We start from the raw sequence: 14,481 nt of genomic DNA on the forward strand, positions 1-14,481 counted from the left end.
TGCCGCCTGTTTAGGCTTACAAGCGAAAACTGCTCATCTGCTTGGCCAGGTCATCCGCCAGACCGCGCAGGGTCTTGCAGTCCTCTTTACACACCTGCACCTCGCCGGCGGTGGCATGCGCCAGGTCGGCAATGCCCTGCACGTTGCGGTTGATCTCCTCGGTCACCGATGACTGTTCCTCGGTCGCGGTGGCCACCTGGGTGTTCATATCGCTGATGCGTTCAATCTGTTCGGTAATCGCGCTAAGCGACTGACCCGTCCGCTGACTGGCTTGCACACCAGTACCGGTCGCACGTTGACCGGCATGCATGGAACTCACGGCGGTTTCCGCGCCCTGCTTGAGGCGCTGGATCATCTGCTGAATTTCATCAGTCGAACTCTGCGTGCGGCTGGCAAGGGTGCGTACCTCGTCGGCCACCACAGCAAAACCACGCCCCATCTCGCCCGCGCGCGCCGCTTCGATGGCGGCGTTCAGCGCCAGCAGGTTGGTCTGCTCGGAAATCCCGCGAATCACCGCCAGCACCTGATCAATTGAGGCCACCTGCTCGGCCAGCTCACTGACTGCGGCGGCGGCATTACCAATATCAGTGGACATGCTCTCGATATGCCCGATGGATTGGCGCACCTCATTACGCGCGCCTTGCGCCTCGTCCCGTGCGCGTTGCGATGACTGCGCCGCACTGCTGGCGTTACGGGCAATCTCCTGCACGGTCAGGCCCATCTCGTGCACCGCTGTGGCGACCATATCGGTCATTTCTTGCTGCTGGCCGGAACGCCCAGCAGTGTTGTCGACCACCTGCGCGACCTGGCTGACCGAGGCACGCAAACGCTCGCTGGTCGCCAACACATCGCTGATCAGGCTGCGCTGACCACCGATAAAGCGGTTGAAGCCACGGGCCAGATCGCCCAGCTCATCCTCGCGGGACTCATCCAGACGACGGGTCAGGTCACCACCGCCGCCGCCAATTTCCACCAGTGCAGCGGTCACCTGACGGATCGGCCGCACCAGGCCACGCGCCAACAGCACCACTAGGCCGAGGAACAGCAAGGCTACACCCACCCCAATGGCACTGGTCATCAGCAGCGCCTGACGCGCTTCGGCATAGACTTCCGCTTCCGGCACCTCACTGACCAGCAGCCAATCCAGGCTGGACAGCTTCTGTGCCACCGCCAGGTAAGTTTCACCATCACGCTCGAAACGTACTGCCTTACCACCGCCGCTCAACAGTTCAGCCGCCGGCGCCTTGCCAAACAACTCGGCGAGGCGGCCACTGCCACTCAGGTCGGCCTGTGGGTGCACCTTGACCTCGCCCTGGGCATCAATCAGAAACACCTGACCGCGCTCACCAAAACGAAAGTCGCGAATCATTTCCGACATGGCCTTGAGGCTGAACCCCAAGCCAGAAACACCGAGGGTTTTGCCGCCCTGCTTGATCCGCTGGTTGATAAACAGGGTCGGCAGTCGTGTGCCCTTGTCGATATCGATTTCCAGCACCTGATCACGGCTGCTGTCGACCAGCTTGTAGAACCACTGGTTTTCCGGCTGATCACGGCTGATAACCCGGGCCAGGCCCTCGCCGGTGAAGTAGTTGCCGCTTTCCAACACAGCAATCGAGGTGGTCATGGCGTTCTGCTGCGTACGCACGCCCTCCAGGTAACGCGCCACGGCGTCGCGCTGGCCTTCATCTTCGCCAGCGGCCAGCCAGTCCTGAATAAAGGTATTGGCGGCAATCCCGGCGTTGGCGGTGATCGGTGCCGTCAGTACCCGCTCCAGGTCGTTGCGGATCGCCAGCACCCTCGCCGGCAAGGCCTCTTCCACCAGAAAGCGTTCAGTCAGGCGGTTAACCACTGCCGAGTAAACGCCCACGACGATCAAAATACTGGTGAGCAGGGCGGCGCCCATGCTGAGAATCAGCTGCCACTGAATGCTGCGCTTCCACAAGCCCATGGGGATACCCTCTCGTTATTATTCGAAGAGCCAATTGAATACAATTTTGTATACAAACTCAAACGCTCGCCGATGTATAACCCTATCGACCCGCAACCCCGCGTCTTGAGCACCTTGGCACAACAGGGTGTTTATTTTTCAACGTAGGCCTTCTGGGCAACACTCACGGCAATACGCTGAAACTCAGCTTGGCGGTCTGACCACTCTCGTCGAGCACACTGAGCTGGTAGCGACCGGCGCGCGAAAAACTCTGGTTCAGCGCCGTTTCGGCCGTGGTTTCTGCGACCGGCTGGCCGTCGACAAACCACCAGCGTCGGCCACTGCCACCCAGGGCCGAAAGACGCAAACGCAACGGTTCGACGCTGCCGGCCGGGCGACGCAAGCGGTCGCCTTCGCGCACCCCGACAATCGACAACGGCGCACTGGCGGCGACCTGTTGCGGCGGGCATTGCCGGTCCACAGCTGGCAGGCGCGCACTGCGCCGCTCACGGCGCGGCAGCCAGGGCTCCAGCGGCGCCGGCCACAACGCCAGGCTCTGTGCCGTGGCCCCCGGGCAACTGGCATCAACGCGCAGCCCGGCAGCATTGACCCAGAGGCTTTCCTGCAACCCCAAGCCCAGCGGTTGATCCTGCGCCAGCAAGGTCGGAGGTGTGGTGCCATCCAGCGTCCAGGCAAAGCGCTGGCGCCGGCAGTTGGGGTCGTCACTGTCGAGCGGCTGGCCCAGCGGCCAACAGATGGCGGCTACACCGACAGAGCTCGGTTGCGGGTCAATCGGCAGGGCAATACCGCGCTGGCTGTCGCGGTTGACCAATAGATCATGCACCTGGAGCAGCAGCGGTGCAGCCGAAGCCAGGCCGAACTGCCCGGACACCGGAGTGCCGTCCGGTCGACCGATCCAAATGCCGATCAGGTAGCGCGGCGCCACGCCAATCGCCCAGGCATCGCGAAAACCGTAACTGGTGCCGGTCTTCCAGGCGAGGCTCGGGCGCTGCACCAGCTGCGCGCGCGGGTCACGGTCCGGTCGGGCCTGGCCGCTGAGAATGCGCCGCACGATCCAGGCCGAGCCAGGCGACAGCAGACGCCGCTCATGCAGCCCATTCTGTGGCTGCAAACGCAGACGTGCGGCCATGCCGCCACGGGCAAAGGCGCTGTAACCGCTGACCAATTCCTCCAGGCGGCTGCCGGCACCGCCGAGAATCAGCGCCAGATTGGGTTCGGCCAGCGGCGGCAACAGCAAGGGCACCCCGGCGCTGCGCAATTCACCGGCAAAGCGCTTCGGCCCGTAGGCTTCCAACAGTTGCACGGCGGGTAGATTGAGCGAGGTAGCCAGCGCCTCACTGGCGGACACCGCGCCGCTGAAGCCGGCGGCGAAGTTGCCCGGTCGATAGTCGCCATAACGGCGTGGTACATCCTGCAGCAGTGATTCGGAATGGATCAGCCCCTCGTCCAGCGCCATGCCGTAAAGAAAGGGTTTCAGGGTCGAACCTGGCGAGCGTACGGCGTTGATCATGTCGACATGGCCAAAGCGTTTGGCATCGCCGATATCCACTGAGCCCAGGTAAGCGCGCACCGCCATGCTCGGCTGCTCGACCACCAGAATCGCCGCCGAGGTGCGCTCTGGCAGCCGCGCCCGCCAGCCCAGCAGCAGGTCTTCCAGACGGCGCTGCAAGGCGGCATCGATCGTCGTACGAATCAGCGGTGGACTGCCCGCCGTATTCAGCCGCCGCGCCAGCAACGGGGCCAGGCGCGGTTCCTGACGCGGCGCCAGCAGCACCGGTTCTTCCAGCGCATCGTTGATTGCCAACTGCGGCCAAATCTGAAAACTGGCCAGGCGCTTGAGCACTTTGTCGCGCGCCGCCTGCGCTCGCTCGGGGTGGCGATCGGGGCGCAAACGACTGGGCGCTTGCGGCAGCACAGCGAGCAGAGCGGCTTCGGCGCGGGTCAGCTGGCTCGGCGACTTACCCAGATAAGCCCAACTGGCCGCCGCCACCCCCTGCAGCGTGCCGCCAAACGGCGCGCGATTGAGGTAAAGGGTGAGGATTTCATCCTTGGACAGGTGCCACTCCAGCTGTAGCGTGCGCCACAGCTGCTTGAGCTTGCCGCTGTAGCTGCGCGCATGCGGATCGAGCAGCCGCGCCACCTGCATCGACAGCGTGCTGCCACCCGACAGCACGCGCCCGCCACTGAGGTTCTGCCAGGCCGCGCGGCCCAGCGCCAGCGGGTTGACCCCGGGGTGCTGATAGAACCAGCGATCCTCGTAGGTCAGCAGCGCTTCCAGGTAATAGGGCGACACTTCAACGGGGCTGATCGGATAACGCCAAACGCCATCACGGTCGGCAAAACGCCACAGCGGCGCACCGTCCTCGGCCAGCACCACGCGGGCCAGGTCATCGCCTGGCAAGGGCAGCGGAAACAGCCGGTCAGCGGCTGCCAGAACCAGCAGCAGGCACAGCGGAAGCCCCAACCAAGGACGCCGTAGCAGCGACCACAGACGGTTACGCCACACGCACAGAGCCAACCAATACAACTGTTTAACGCGGGTCATGCGCTGATCCATTCCTTGCATCGCGGGTCTGTAACCACAATTAACGGCCCAACCGGCCAACAGCGCTGCCATTCTGCCAAATGGCTGGCACACTGGCGCGCAGTAGCAATCAACGCAGGGTCGAGTGGAACAAGAACTATGGGTGTAGAAGGTTTTTTTGAATCCCTTGGCGAGGCAGTCGGCTCGGTGATCCGCTTTATCGTCGAAGGCTTGAGCGGCTTTTTCGGCATGCTCGGCGGCGCGGTCAGCAGCTTTATCACGGGCATGTCCAAGGCCTTGGGGGTAACGCCATCATTGCTCAGCATCGTGGTTCTGCTGGCCGGTCTCTGGTTGCTGTACCTGGCGGTACGCGCCTTTATCCGCCGCTCGATTATTGCTGGGGTGATCTGGCTGGTGCTGGGGTTGTGGTTGCTGAGCGGTCTGATCAGCTAAATCACACCGGCTAAACAACAAGGCCCGCCAATTTGGCGGGCCTTGTGCGTTCTAGCGCTCCTTGACCACTAAACGCCCCGGCGTGGTGCCCAGGGCCTGCCAGTTCGGCCGGTACATCGACTCCACTTGCGGTGGCGGCACGCGGTAGCTGCCGGGGGTGACGGCGCGGGCCAGGTACAGCAGGTGGGTGGTGTCGTAGCCGTTTACATCCAGCGCTGCGACATAGCGATCACCACGGAACTCCTGGTGTTTGATCGCCGCGTTCTGCATCGACTCACGCCACTCTTTCACCGCACTACTGGCGTCATCCAGGCTGGCCGAGCTTTGCGCCAGGTTCTGGTTTTCCAACTCCAGGCCCGCCGGCAGCAGGTCGACCACCAGAGCATCCGGTACGCGCTGCTGGGCGGATACAGCCAGATGCACCAGCACCAGCTCGCCGCTTTCCAGGTTGCTCAGGTCCAGTTTCTCACCGTCCATACCTAGGTATTCACGGTAGATACTGAGGTTTTCACCACCGGCAGCTGGGGCCTGACTGGGATAACCGGACAGGGTCAGCTGCTGATACAGCGGGGTATCACCCGGCTTGCTTGCCGAATTACGGATGCTCAACGGCGCAGTAAGGTCGCTGCCATCGAGTTTGAGCCCCGGCTGCGCATTGCTCAGCTCGAAAGCCAGGCTGCCGCTTTGCAGCGCGGCGCTCCAGCTCGGCTCCGGTTTGCTCAGCAGGTTGCGCCCGGCCAGGTACAGCGAGTTGCGTTCCTGGGTCGACAGCCACTGCTGCCCGGCCACTTCATCGGCTAGGTTGAACAGTCGCTCTTCGCGGCGATTGCCGGCCAGGTCGTGCTCTTCCAGCAGCGCCAGAATCAGCGCCTGATCGCGCAGCGGGCTGCCGTAGTCGGCCAGCCAGTTATTGCTGTCACGACCACGGGCCAGGCCGGCGGTCAGCAGCTCATCGGCACGCGGCTGGTCGCCCATTTTCTGCAGGGCCACGGCCAGGTGCACCAACGGCAAACCGGACAGCGCATCACTGCGCCGCTCATATAGGCTGCGCAGCGCACCCAATGGTGCCTGTTGACTGCGCGCCAGCACATAACCGGCGTAGGCCTGCACGGCAAAACGGCTGTGTTCGGCGTTGTCGCTGTAGTTGACCTCGATCAGGTGACGCTCCTGCAAGTAGCGCAGCAGGCGTTCATTGGCCTTTTTCAGCGCCTCTTCCGGTACGCCGAAGCCCTGCTCTCGGGCACGCAGGAGGAAGTCGCTGACATAGGCGGTCAGCCAGTATTCCTCGTCGCTGTCCGCACCCCACAGGCCGAAGCTGCCGTTGTAGCGCTGCATGCTCAGCAGGCGCTCGATGCCCAGCTCGATGGAGCGCTTGCGCTGCTCATCCGGCTCGGCTTCCACGCCCAGACGTTTCAGCGTGGCGGCATCGGCATACAGCGACGGGTACAGGCCGCTGGTGGTCTGCTCCAGGCAGCCATACGGATACGCCTTGAGCGCACGAATCTGCTCACCCAGGTTGAGCGGCGGCCGGCTGGAAATCGCCAACCGCGCTTCCAGACCCGCCGTTTCAAAGGCACTCAAGGCATCGGCAGGCAGCAGCCAGGCTTCGTCTTTGAGCACCGCGCGGAAGTGCTGCAGTTGCGCCGGGTAGGCCGGGCGAATGCCCAGGGTCCACTCACGGCTAAACGGCGGCAGCTCTTCACCCGGCAGGGCCAGGCCATTGACGCTGACCTTGAAGCGCCCTTGCCCGTAGCCGCCCAGCGCGGTCACCGGAATGCGCAAAATGGTGCGCTGACCATCTGCCAGGGTGATCGGTGCCACCGCAGCCCCCGGATTCTGCGCCAGACGCAGCTGGCCTGCAGCGCTCAGTTGCACATCGAGTTTCTGCTCGCGCCCGGACAGGTTGCTCAGGTCCAGGGCCAGGGTGGTTTCATCACCGCCAGCGAGGAAGCGCGGCGCGGACAGCTCGGCAATCAGCGGCGCAGCGACCACCGTCTTGCCTTCGCCCATGCCGTAATGCTCGTCGGTCCAGGCTTGTGCCATCAGCCGCAGCTCGCCGTTGAAGTCGGGGATATTCAGGCTGACTTCGCCTTCACCCTGCTCGTTCAATTTCAGCGGCTCACTCTGCAACGCGACGATCAACACGCTGGTGTCCGGACGCTTGCCGCCACCGGCCAGCGCCGCGTCACCGCCGAAGGCCAGTTTGGCCACCCGGCCCTGGCCGGCTTCGATCAGTTGCCCGTAGATATCCAGATGGTCCGCGCCATAGGCCTTGCGGCCGAAGAAGTTGGCGAATGGATCGGGCGTGGCGTACTCGGTGATATTGAGGATGCCGACATCCACCGCGGCCACCAGCACCTGAGCCTGTTTCGGGATACTGCCGTCGGCGTTGCGCGCCTGCACCTTGACCTTCAGTGGCTGATTGGGGCGCATCTTCTCCGCAGCGGTGAGGGTCAGCGCCAGTTTGCGCGGCGCACGTTCCAGCGGCAGATGCAGCAGGCCAACCGCACGTTTAGGCGTGGCATTGCTCTTGCGCTCGCCCGGACGAATCACCAGGGCGCTGACATACAGATCATGCCGCGCCCAGTCCTTGGCAATCGGGATGTCGAAGGTCTTGCCCTCGGCCGGCACGTCGATCTCTTCCCACCACAGCGGCCCTTCGCTGGACTCCACCATCAGGTAACCCTTGCCCGCAGAAGGCGGGGTTACGGTGACCTGAGCGGTGTCGCCATCGACGTACGCCGGTTTATCCAGCGCCAGCTTGACCTGATCCGGGCGCACCGCGCCGCCGTCGGCGTTGTCCTGCCAGCGGTAGCCGGCCCAGAAGCGCATGCTGCTAAGCATGCCGGTCTGCGCATCAATCACTTCGACGCGGTACGGGCCCCACTCCACCGGGAAGCTGATCTTGGCGGTGCCGCCAGCGCTGACCTTGAGGGTTTCTTCGTTAAGGGTAAGGAATTTCTCGGTGTAGTTATGGCTCCAGCCATCGCTTTCGGAGAAGTTCCAGAAGTAGTCACGGCGCTCACGGATCAGGCGCACGCTGAGCTGATCGGCCGCCAGCTTGTTGCCCTCGGCATCGGCCACCAAAACTTCGAACTCGGCCAGGCTGTCGGCGTCGACTTCCTCGCCATCGAACAGCCCGCGCACACCCGGCAGACGCTCGGCTGGCCAGACCGGCTGGATAATCCGCCGGGTAATCGCCCGGCCGCCGGACTCCTGCAGACTGGCTTGCAGGATCAAACGCAGCGGCGATTTGGCATCGCTCCAACGGCTTTCGATATCCAGACTGGCCTTGCCCTGCTCGTCGAGGCTGGCTTCATCCAGCTCGATGTCCTCGCTCAACTCTTCTTCGGTAACCGAACCGAACTGGTAACCGGGCAAACTCGCCACCGCCTCACGCAGCGGGCGGACATAGAGCTGGCCGCTGAGGCGATTGCCCGCTGCCGGCGCGCCATACAGGTAGCGCCCTGTCACGTCGAACTGGGCGTTCTCAGATGGGGTGTAGGGTACGTCGCTGCCCTTGAGTTCCAGCGCCATGCGTTCCGGCAGGAAGTCCTCTACAGAGAACTCATACAGCTGCTGACGGCCATCGCCGAGGTCGAACAGCAGCTGCCAACGCCCAGTCGGGGCTTCGTCGGCCAGTTGCAGTTGGTATTGGTACAGGCCGCTGTCATCGGCCTGCCAAACGAACTTGCGGCTGACCTGCTCATCCGGGCGTCGCACTTCCACGTTCACCGGCTGGGCCTTTACCGCGCGGCCATCGGCATCGCGCAGCAGGCCATTGAGCAGCACGGTTTCGCCGGGGCGATACAGATCACGCGGGCCGAACACAAAGAACTGCAGCGGATGAGCCACGGGACCGGCGATATCGAACTCGGCCAGATCCAGCGCCGCGCTGTTCAGGCGCAGTAGGCTGGTTTGCTCCGCCTGATGGGCCAGCAACACCTCAGCTTTGGCGGGTAGTGGCAGATCGGCATGCCCACGGCTGTCGGTCTTGCCTTCGGCCAGCACCTGGCCTTCGCCATTGAGGATTTCCAGGCGTACATCGCCCAGAGCATCGCCGCCGGCCAGCGCCTGGGTAAAGACATCCAGACGGTTCTGGTAGCGGCGAACAGACAAGCCGATATCGCTGAGGGTGAACAGCGTGGCCGGTTGCGAGTAGTTGTAACTGCCCGCCTCACGCATCACGGCTAGGTACACGCCAGGCTGTTTGAACGGTTCCAGACCGGCAATCGGCAGCAGCAGGGTTTCGCGGGTGTTGCGCGCCGGGTTCAGGTCAAAACGGCCGCCGTAAACCAGCTCAGCCATCGGCAACAGGCTGCGCGCCTCCCAGTTATCCAGATTGCTTGAACGGCCCCAGCGGTTGAGGAAAGTCGGTAGCGATTCGGGTTTGATGCGGAAGAATTCGACATTCACTTTGTCGACGTTCAATGCAATCACCGGCAGGCCTTCGGCAAGCCGTGTGGGCAGCAAGGAGCCTCGGCTGGCGAAACCAACGCTGGCTTGCAGGTCGCGGGTTTCCAGGCGGGTGACCTGCTCGGCGGCAAGGCTTTTGCCATTCAGCCCGGGCAGCCCGGCATCCACGGTCAGCACCAGCTTGCGCTGTGGTTCCAGGTGGCGCAGGCGTACCTCCATCAGGTTGTCGCTCAGCTCCCAGGCGCCATCGACCTTGCCGTCTTTGCTGTCGACCAAGTGCAGGCGCTCGGCGAGTTTTTGCTCCGGGTCGAGCGGCACGGAGAAGCTGATCGACAGCGTGCTCACGCCATCCAGCTGCACCTCCGACACATCGACCACAGTCAGCTCGCGGCCCGCGTAGCGCTCGGCCAGCGCCTGACGGTCAACGGCGGGTTTGGCCGCCTGCGTGCTGGCAGGCGTGGCCTGAGTCGCCGTCACTTCGGCTGGCCCAGGGGTGGATGAATCACAGGCGCTGAGCAGGCTCAGGACAAGTGCCAGAAGCAGTCCATTCTTCGGCATTGCGGGGCTCCAACAAGGGTAGGTGCAGAGGCCTGACACTATAGTCGAGGCGCTCACCGACAACTAAGAACCTGTTAACGATCTGCTGCGCGTCGGCCCTGCGGCGTTAAAGTCAGGCTCGGATGCTCATGTACAACTCGTACACTCCGCGTGATTCGCTTCGCTCACCCTACGGGCCAGCCGTTGGCTGTTACTCCGCTACGCTGCGTTTCTCGCCTGCCTTTGCCTTGCAGGGCTCTAGCTCGCAAGACCATAAACAGGTTCTACGCGTACACATGCAAAATTGCTTGGCAGCGCACGCCTGTCGATCAGTGTTTAATGACCCGCCTGTGACACGCGCCCGCGCATTTCGTTGCAGCTACCGCCAATCAAGTTTGAGAGCACATTTGATAAACGCCTTACGCGATGCCTGGCAGCACTCGCCTACCCATAAACGGGTCTGGGCACTCGCTGCGCCGATGATCCTCTGCAACCTCTCGGTGCCGCTGGTGGCGCTGGTCGACAGTGCGGTGATCGGCCATTTACCGCACGCCCATCAATTGGCTGCAGTGGCGGTGGGAGCAAGCTTGTACGGCTTATTGGTCGGCAGCGTGGGCTTTCTGCGAATGGGCACCACGGGATTTACCGCCCAAGCAGCTGGCCGCATGGACGGCAGCGCGCTGCGCCAGGTGTTGCTACAAGCCTTGTTGTTGGGCGGCGTACTTGCCTTGGCGCTCAGCCTGCTGATGCGCCTGCTCAGCGCACCGATATTGGAACTGATGCAGCCTTCAGCGCAGCTCGACGCCCTAGCGCGCAGTTATCTGCATATTCGGCTATTCGGCCTGCCGGGCGCGCTGGCCAGTTATGCCCTGGTCGGCTGGCTACTGGGCACACAAAACGCCCGTGGGCCGTTATTGATCATGCTCGGCACCAACCTGCTCAATGTTGCCCTGACCCTGCTGTTCGTCATCGGGCTGGACTGGGAAGTGGCGGGTGCGGCCTGGGGCTCCGTACTGGCTGAATGGAGTGGCGCACTGCTCGGCCTTTATCTGGCACGCCAGACAATCAAGCGCCAGGCAGGGCGCATCAATTGGCCTGCGCTGCGTCTATGGAGGAACTGGCGACCTTTGCTGGCGGTCAATCGCGATATTTTTATCCGCACCATGGCGCTGCAAGCGGCTTTTTTTCTCATCACCGTACAAGGCACCCGCCTAGGTGATGCCACAGTGGCGGCCAACGCTCTGCTGATCAATGGACTGATGCTAAGCGCCTTCGCCCTAGATGGCCTCGCGCATGCGGTCGAGGCGCTCGGCGGACATGCGCTGGGAGCGGGGGATCGCCAGGCACTGCGGCGCAGCCTACTGGTGGCGGGAGCCTGGTCCTTGCTGGCAAGCGTAGGATTTGCCTTACTTTTCTGGCTGGGTGGACACTGGTTTATCGGCCTGCAGACCGATATTGCCGCCGTGCGCAGCATGGCCCTGACCTATTTACCCTACCTAGCCCTGTTGCCACTCATTGGCGTCTGGAGCTACTTGCTCGACGGCCTGTTTATCGGCGCGACCCGCGCCCGCGAAATGCGCAACGCCATGCTCCTTGCCCTGCTGCTAAGCCTGCCATTGGCATGGTGGCTGCAAACGCTGGGTAACCACGGGTTGTGGCTGGCCCTGCTGGCTTTTATGGCCCTTCGCGGTCTGTGCCTAGGTGGCTATGCTTATCGTCTGACACGTGCCAATCAATGGTTCGCCCCCAGTCAATCAGGAACACCCCATGCTCAGTCCTGAAATGCCCTGCGATGAAGTGCTGCGCCAGCAGATTCTCGATGATAACGAGCTGGTCGACACCCCGGCCGACGCGTACCTGGACACGCTGGTGCGGGTAGTACGTGAAATTTTCGGGGTGAAGACCGTGCTGATCAGCCTGATCGACCATGACCGCCAGTGGTTCAAGTCGCGCATCGGCCTGGAGATCACCGAAACCCCACGAACCATCTCCTTTTGTGCTCACGCCATTCTTGGCACTCAACCTTTTATCGTCGAAGACACGCACAACGATCTGCGATTTCACGATAACCCGGTAGTGATCAACAACCCGCAGATTCGCTTCTATGCCGGACAGCCGTTGCTCTCCGAAGAAGGCCAGCCACTGGGTACGCTGTGCATGATCGACCCGGAGCCCCGGCAGCTCACCGCCAAACAATTGCGCTTGTTTGTCGACATGGCTGTGCTGGTGGAGGGTTACCTGAAGCTGCGCCATGTCAGTGCCCAGACGGCAAAACTGCGCGAGGCCCTGAGCCGCGAGCAACGCAAAACCATGCTCGATCCGCTGACACAACTTTGGAACCGTGCCGGCCTGAACCACTTCCTGCTCAAGCAGGAACAGCAGGCAGACGAACTCGGCCTACACCTGGGTGTACTGTTCTGCGACCTTGATCATTTCAAACGGATTAACGACCAGTACGGACATGCCGCAGGTGATCAGGTGCTGTGGGAAACTGCCCGGCGCATCAATGCGGCCGTGCGTCCGCAAGATATCGTCACCCGCAGCGGCGGTGAGGAGTTCGTGGTGCTGCTGCAGGTACACGATGAACAGGAACTGCTGCACATTGCCGAGCGGATTCGCAACACCCTGAGCAAAGAGCCCATTGAGCTGGATGAGCAGCAGCTCAGCCTGACCATCAGCATCGGCGCAGCCCTGCGCACGCTTAGTGAGACGCCAAACGAAGCCATGAACCGCGCTGACCAGGCGCTGTATCAGGCCAAAGGCAATGGCCGTAACCGGGTCGAGCTGGCCAGCTGATCACACACCCCAAAGAAAGGACGCAACCATGGGCCAAGCCATTGCCGCCTACCTGCACTACCTATCGATATTTCTGCTGTTCACCCTGCTCAGCATCGAGCATGTGCAATTCAAACTACCGCTGGACGTGCGCCGCGCGCGCAGCCTGATCATCACCGACATCGCCTACGGCATCTGCGCCGGCGTGGTGCTGTTTACCGGTCTGGCGCGGGTGCTCTGGTACGGTAAGGGCCTGGACTACTACCTGGGCAACAGCCTGTTTCACGCCAAAGTCGGCCTGTTTATCCTGGTCGGGCTGATTTCCGTGGTGCCGACCTTTGTCTTCCTCAACTGGCGCAACAGCCTCAAGGCCGGCGAAGTGCCGCAGGTCAGTCCAGCCAAGGCGCGCCTGGTGATCATGGTGATTCGCTTGGAACTGTTGCTGCTACTGATCATCCCATTACTAGCAGTGCTGATGGCACGCGGCCACGGCGTAATCGGCTGACAGCTAGCCGCCAGCCACCTGCCGCGCTGATTTGCCCGCGCGGCATGGCTCTGCTAGTGTCGCGCCGGTTCCGACTCCCCGATCTACCCCGAGATATCCGCCATGGCCGCCCGCAAAAAAGCCGCGCTCGACTTCGAGCAATCCCTGACCGATCTGCAGAACCTGGTCGAGCGTCTGGAAAACGGCGAGCTGTCGCTGGAAGACTCGTTGACCGCCTTCGAGCAAGGCGTGCGCCTGACCCGTGATTGCCAGGCGGCCCTGGCCCAGGCCGAACAGAAAGTGCAAATCCTCATGGAGCGCGACGGCGAGCTGGAGGAAGCCCCCTTCGACGCGGACCAACAGGCATGATTGCGGCCTACCAGAGCAGCTGCCAAAGCCGCGTCGATGCGGCCCTGGAAAATCTCCTGAGCAGCCCACGCCCGGAACTGCAACGCCTCTACGCCGCCATGCGCTACAGCCTGTTCAATGGCGGTAAGCGCGTACGCCCGCTGCTGGCCTACGCCGCCTGTGAAGCCCTCGGCGGCGCGCCGGAGCGCGCCAATGCGGCCGCCTGCGCAGTGGAGCTGATTCACGCCTATTCCCTGGTGCACGATGACCTGCCGGCAATGGACGATGACGACCTGCGCCGCGGCCAGCCGACTACCCACATCGCCTTCGATGAAGCCTGCGCGATTCTCGCCGGTGATGGCCTGCAGAGCCTGGCGTTTGAAGTGCTCAGCGATGCCGCACACAACCCGCATGACGCCGACCTGCGTCTGGCCATGCTCAGCGCCCTGGCGCGCGCCGCTGGCCCGGCCGGCATGGTAGGTGGGCAAGCCATCGACCTCGGCTCAGTGGGCCAGACCCTCGACCAGAACGCCCTGGAAATCATGCACCGGCACAAAACCGGCGCGCTGATCGAAGCCAGCGTACAGCTCGGCGCACTGGCCAGTGGCCGGGCTGATGAACACGCATTAAAAGCCCTGCACATCTACGCCCGCGCCATCGGCCTGGCCTTCCAGGTGCAGGACGACATCCTCGACGTGGAAAGCGACACCGCCACCCTGGGCAAGACGCAGGGCAAAGATCAAGCCCACGACAAGCCGACCTACCCGGCCCTGCTAGGCCTTGACGCGGCCAAGGCCTATGCCCTGGAACTGCGTGACCAAGCCCTGCATGCACTGCGCCCGTTCGATCAGGCTGCAGAGCCGCTGCGCGATCTGGCGCGCTATATCGTCGAGCGGCGCAGCTAACCCAGCGGCACCTTATCACCCGCATCAATAGCCCAACCCTCACCCGCTAAGGCTTGGTTTACCTCGCGCACAGAGTGCCTAAGATGGCTGC

Annotated in this window: 9 protein-coding genes and 1 pseudogene; 6 read left to right on the top strand and 4 right to left on the bottom strand. The window is 62.9% G+C overall.

Going from position 1 to position 14,481, the window contains the following annotated elements:
• Nucleotides 1–16: 16 nt before the first annotated feature.
• The 3 genes and pseudogenes from ALTER154_RS21395 to pbpC all read right to left on the bottom strand — a co-directional run bounded on the left by ALTER154_RS21395 (nucleotide 17) and on the right by pbpC (nucleotide 4,493).
• Nucleotides 17–754 (bottom strand): methyl-accepting chemotaxis protein, encoded by a 738-nt coding sequence (locus ALTER154_RS21395; RefSeq protein WP_372239965.1) that lies wholly within the window; start codon nucleotides 752–754, stop codon nucleotides 17–19.
• 132 nt (nucleotides 755–886) lie between these two features.
• A pseudogene (locus tag ALTER154_RS21400) lies at nucleotides 887–1,948 on the bottom strand (cache domain-containing protein); the annotation flags it as partial.
• Between the two features lie 163 nt (nucleotides 1,949–2,111).
• The gene (gene pbpC / locus ALTER154_RS18540) at nucleotides 2,112–4,493 is read right to left on the bottom strand and encodes a peptidoglycan glycosyltransferase PbpC (RefSeq protein ID WP_160089296.1); all 2,382 of its coding nucleotides are present in this window, start codon (nucleotides 4,491–4,493) and stop codon (nucleotides 2,112–2,114) included.
• A 138-nt stretch (nucleotides 4,494–4,631) separates the two neighbouring features.
• Here pbpC and ALTER154_RS18545 point away from each other — a divergent pair, with 138 nt between their 5' ends.
• Nucleotides 4,632–4,925 (top strand): hypothetical protein, encoded by a 294-nt coding sequence (locus ALTER154_RS18545; protein WP_090377189.1) that lies wholly within the window; start codon nucleotides 4,632–4,634, stop codon nucleotides 4,923–4,925.
• Nucleotides 4,926–4,976: 51 nt separating this feature from the next.
• On the opposite strand, the gene ALTER154_RS18550 is transcribed toward ALTER154_RS18545, so the two are convergent.
• The gene (locus ALTER154_RS18550; protein ID WP_160089298.1) at nucleotides 4,977–9,899 is read right to left on the bottom strand and encodes an alpha-2-macroglobulin; all 4,923 of its coding nucleotides are present in this window, start codon (nucleotides 9,897–9,899) and stop codon (nucleotides 4,977–4,979) included.
• A gap of 389 nt (nucleotides 9,900–10,288) precedes the next feature.
• On the opposite strand from ALTER154_RS18550, the gene ALTER154_RS18555 reads away from it, so the two are divergent.
• From ALTER154_RS18555 to ispA, 5 genes are all read left to right on the top strand, one after another.
• Nucleotides 10,289–11,659 (top strand): MATE family efflux transporter, encoded by a 1,371-nt coding sequence (locus tag ALTER154_RS18555; RefSeq protein ID WP_160090219.1) that lies wholly within the window; start codon nucleotides 10,289–10,291, stop codon nucleotides 11,657–11,659.
• Nucleotides 11,646–12,674 (top strand): diguanylate cyclase, encoded by a 1,029-nt coding sequence (locus ALTER154_RS18560; protein ID WP_160089300.1) that lies wholly within the window; start codon nucleotides 11,646–11,648, stop codon nucleotides 12,672–12,674. The genes ALTER154_RS18555 and ALTER154_RS18560 overlap by 14 nt, the downstream gene beginning before the upstream one ends.
• A gap of 28 nt (nucleotides 12,675–12,702) precedes the next feature.
• Entirely contained in the window at nucleotides 12,703–13,158 is a 456-nt protein-coding gene (locus ALTER154_RS18565) for a DUF2214 family protein (protein WP_160089302.1), read from the top strand.
• A 102-nt stretch (nucleotides 13,159–13,260) separates the two neighbouring features.
• Nucleotides 13,261–13,506, top strand: coding sequence for an exodeoxyribonuclease VII small subunit (locus tag ALTER154_RS18570; RefSeq protein ID WP_090255704.1), 246 nt, complete (start codon nucleotides 13,261–13,263; stop codon nucleotides 13,504–13,506).
• Nucleotides 13,503–14,390, top strand: coding sequence for a (2E,6E)-farnesyl diphosphate synthase (gene ispA, locus ALTER154_RS18575; protein ID WP_160089304.1), 888 nt, complete (start codon nucleotides 13,503–13,505; stop codon nucleotides 14,388–14,390). The genes ALTER154_RS18570 and ispA overlap by 4 nt, the downstream gene beginning before the upstream one ends.
• Nucleotides 14,391–14,481 lie beyond the last annotated feature (91 nt).

The sequence above is a fragment of the Pseudomonas sp. 9AZ genome (assembly GCF_902506525.1).
Taxonomy (GTDB): Bacteria; Pseudomonadota; Gammaproteobacteria; order Pseudomonadales; family Pseudomonadaceae; genus Aquipseudomonas; species Aquipseudomonas peli.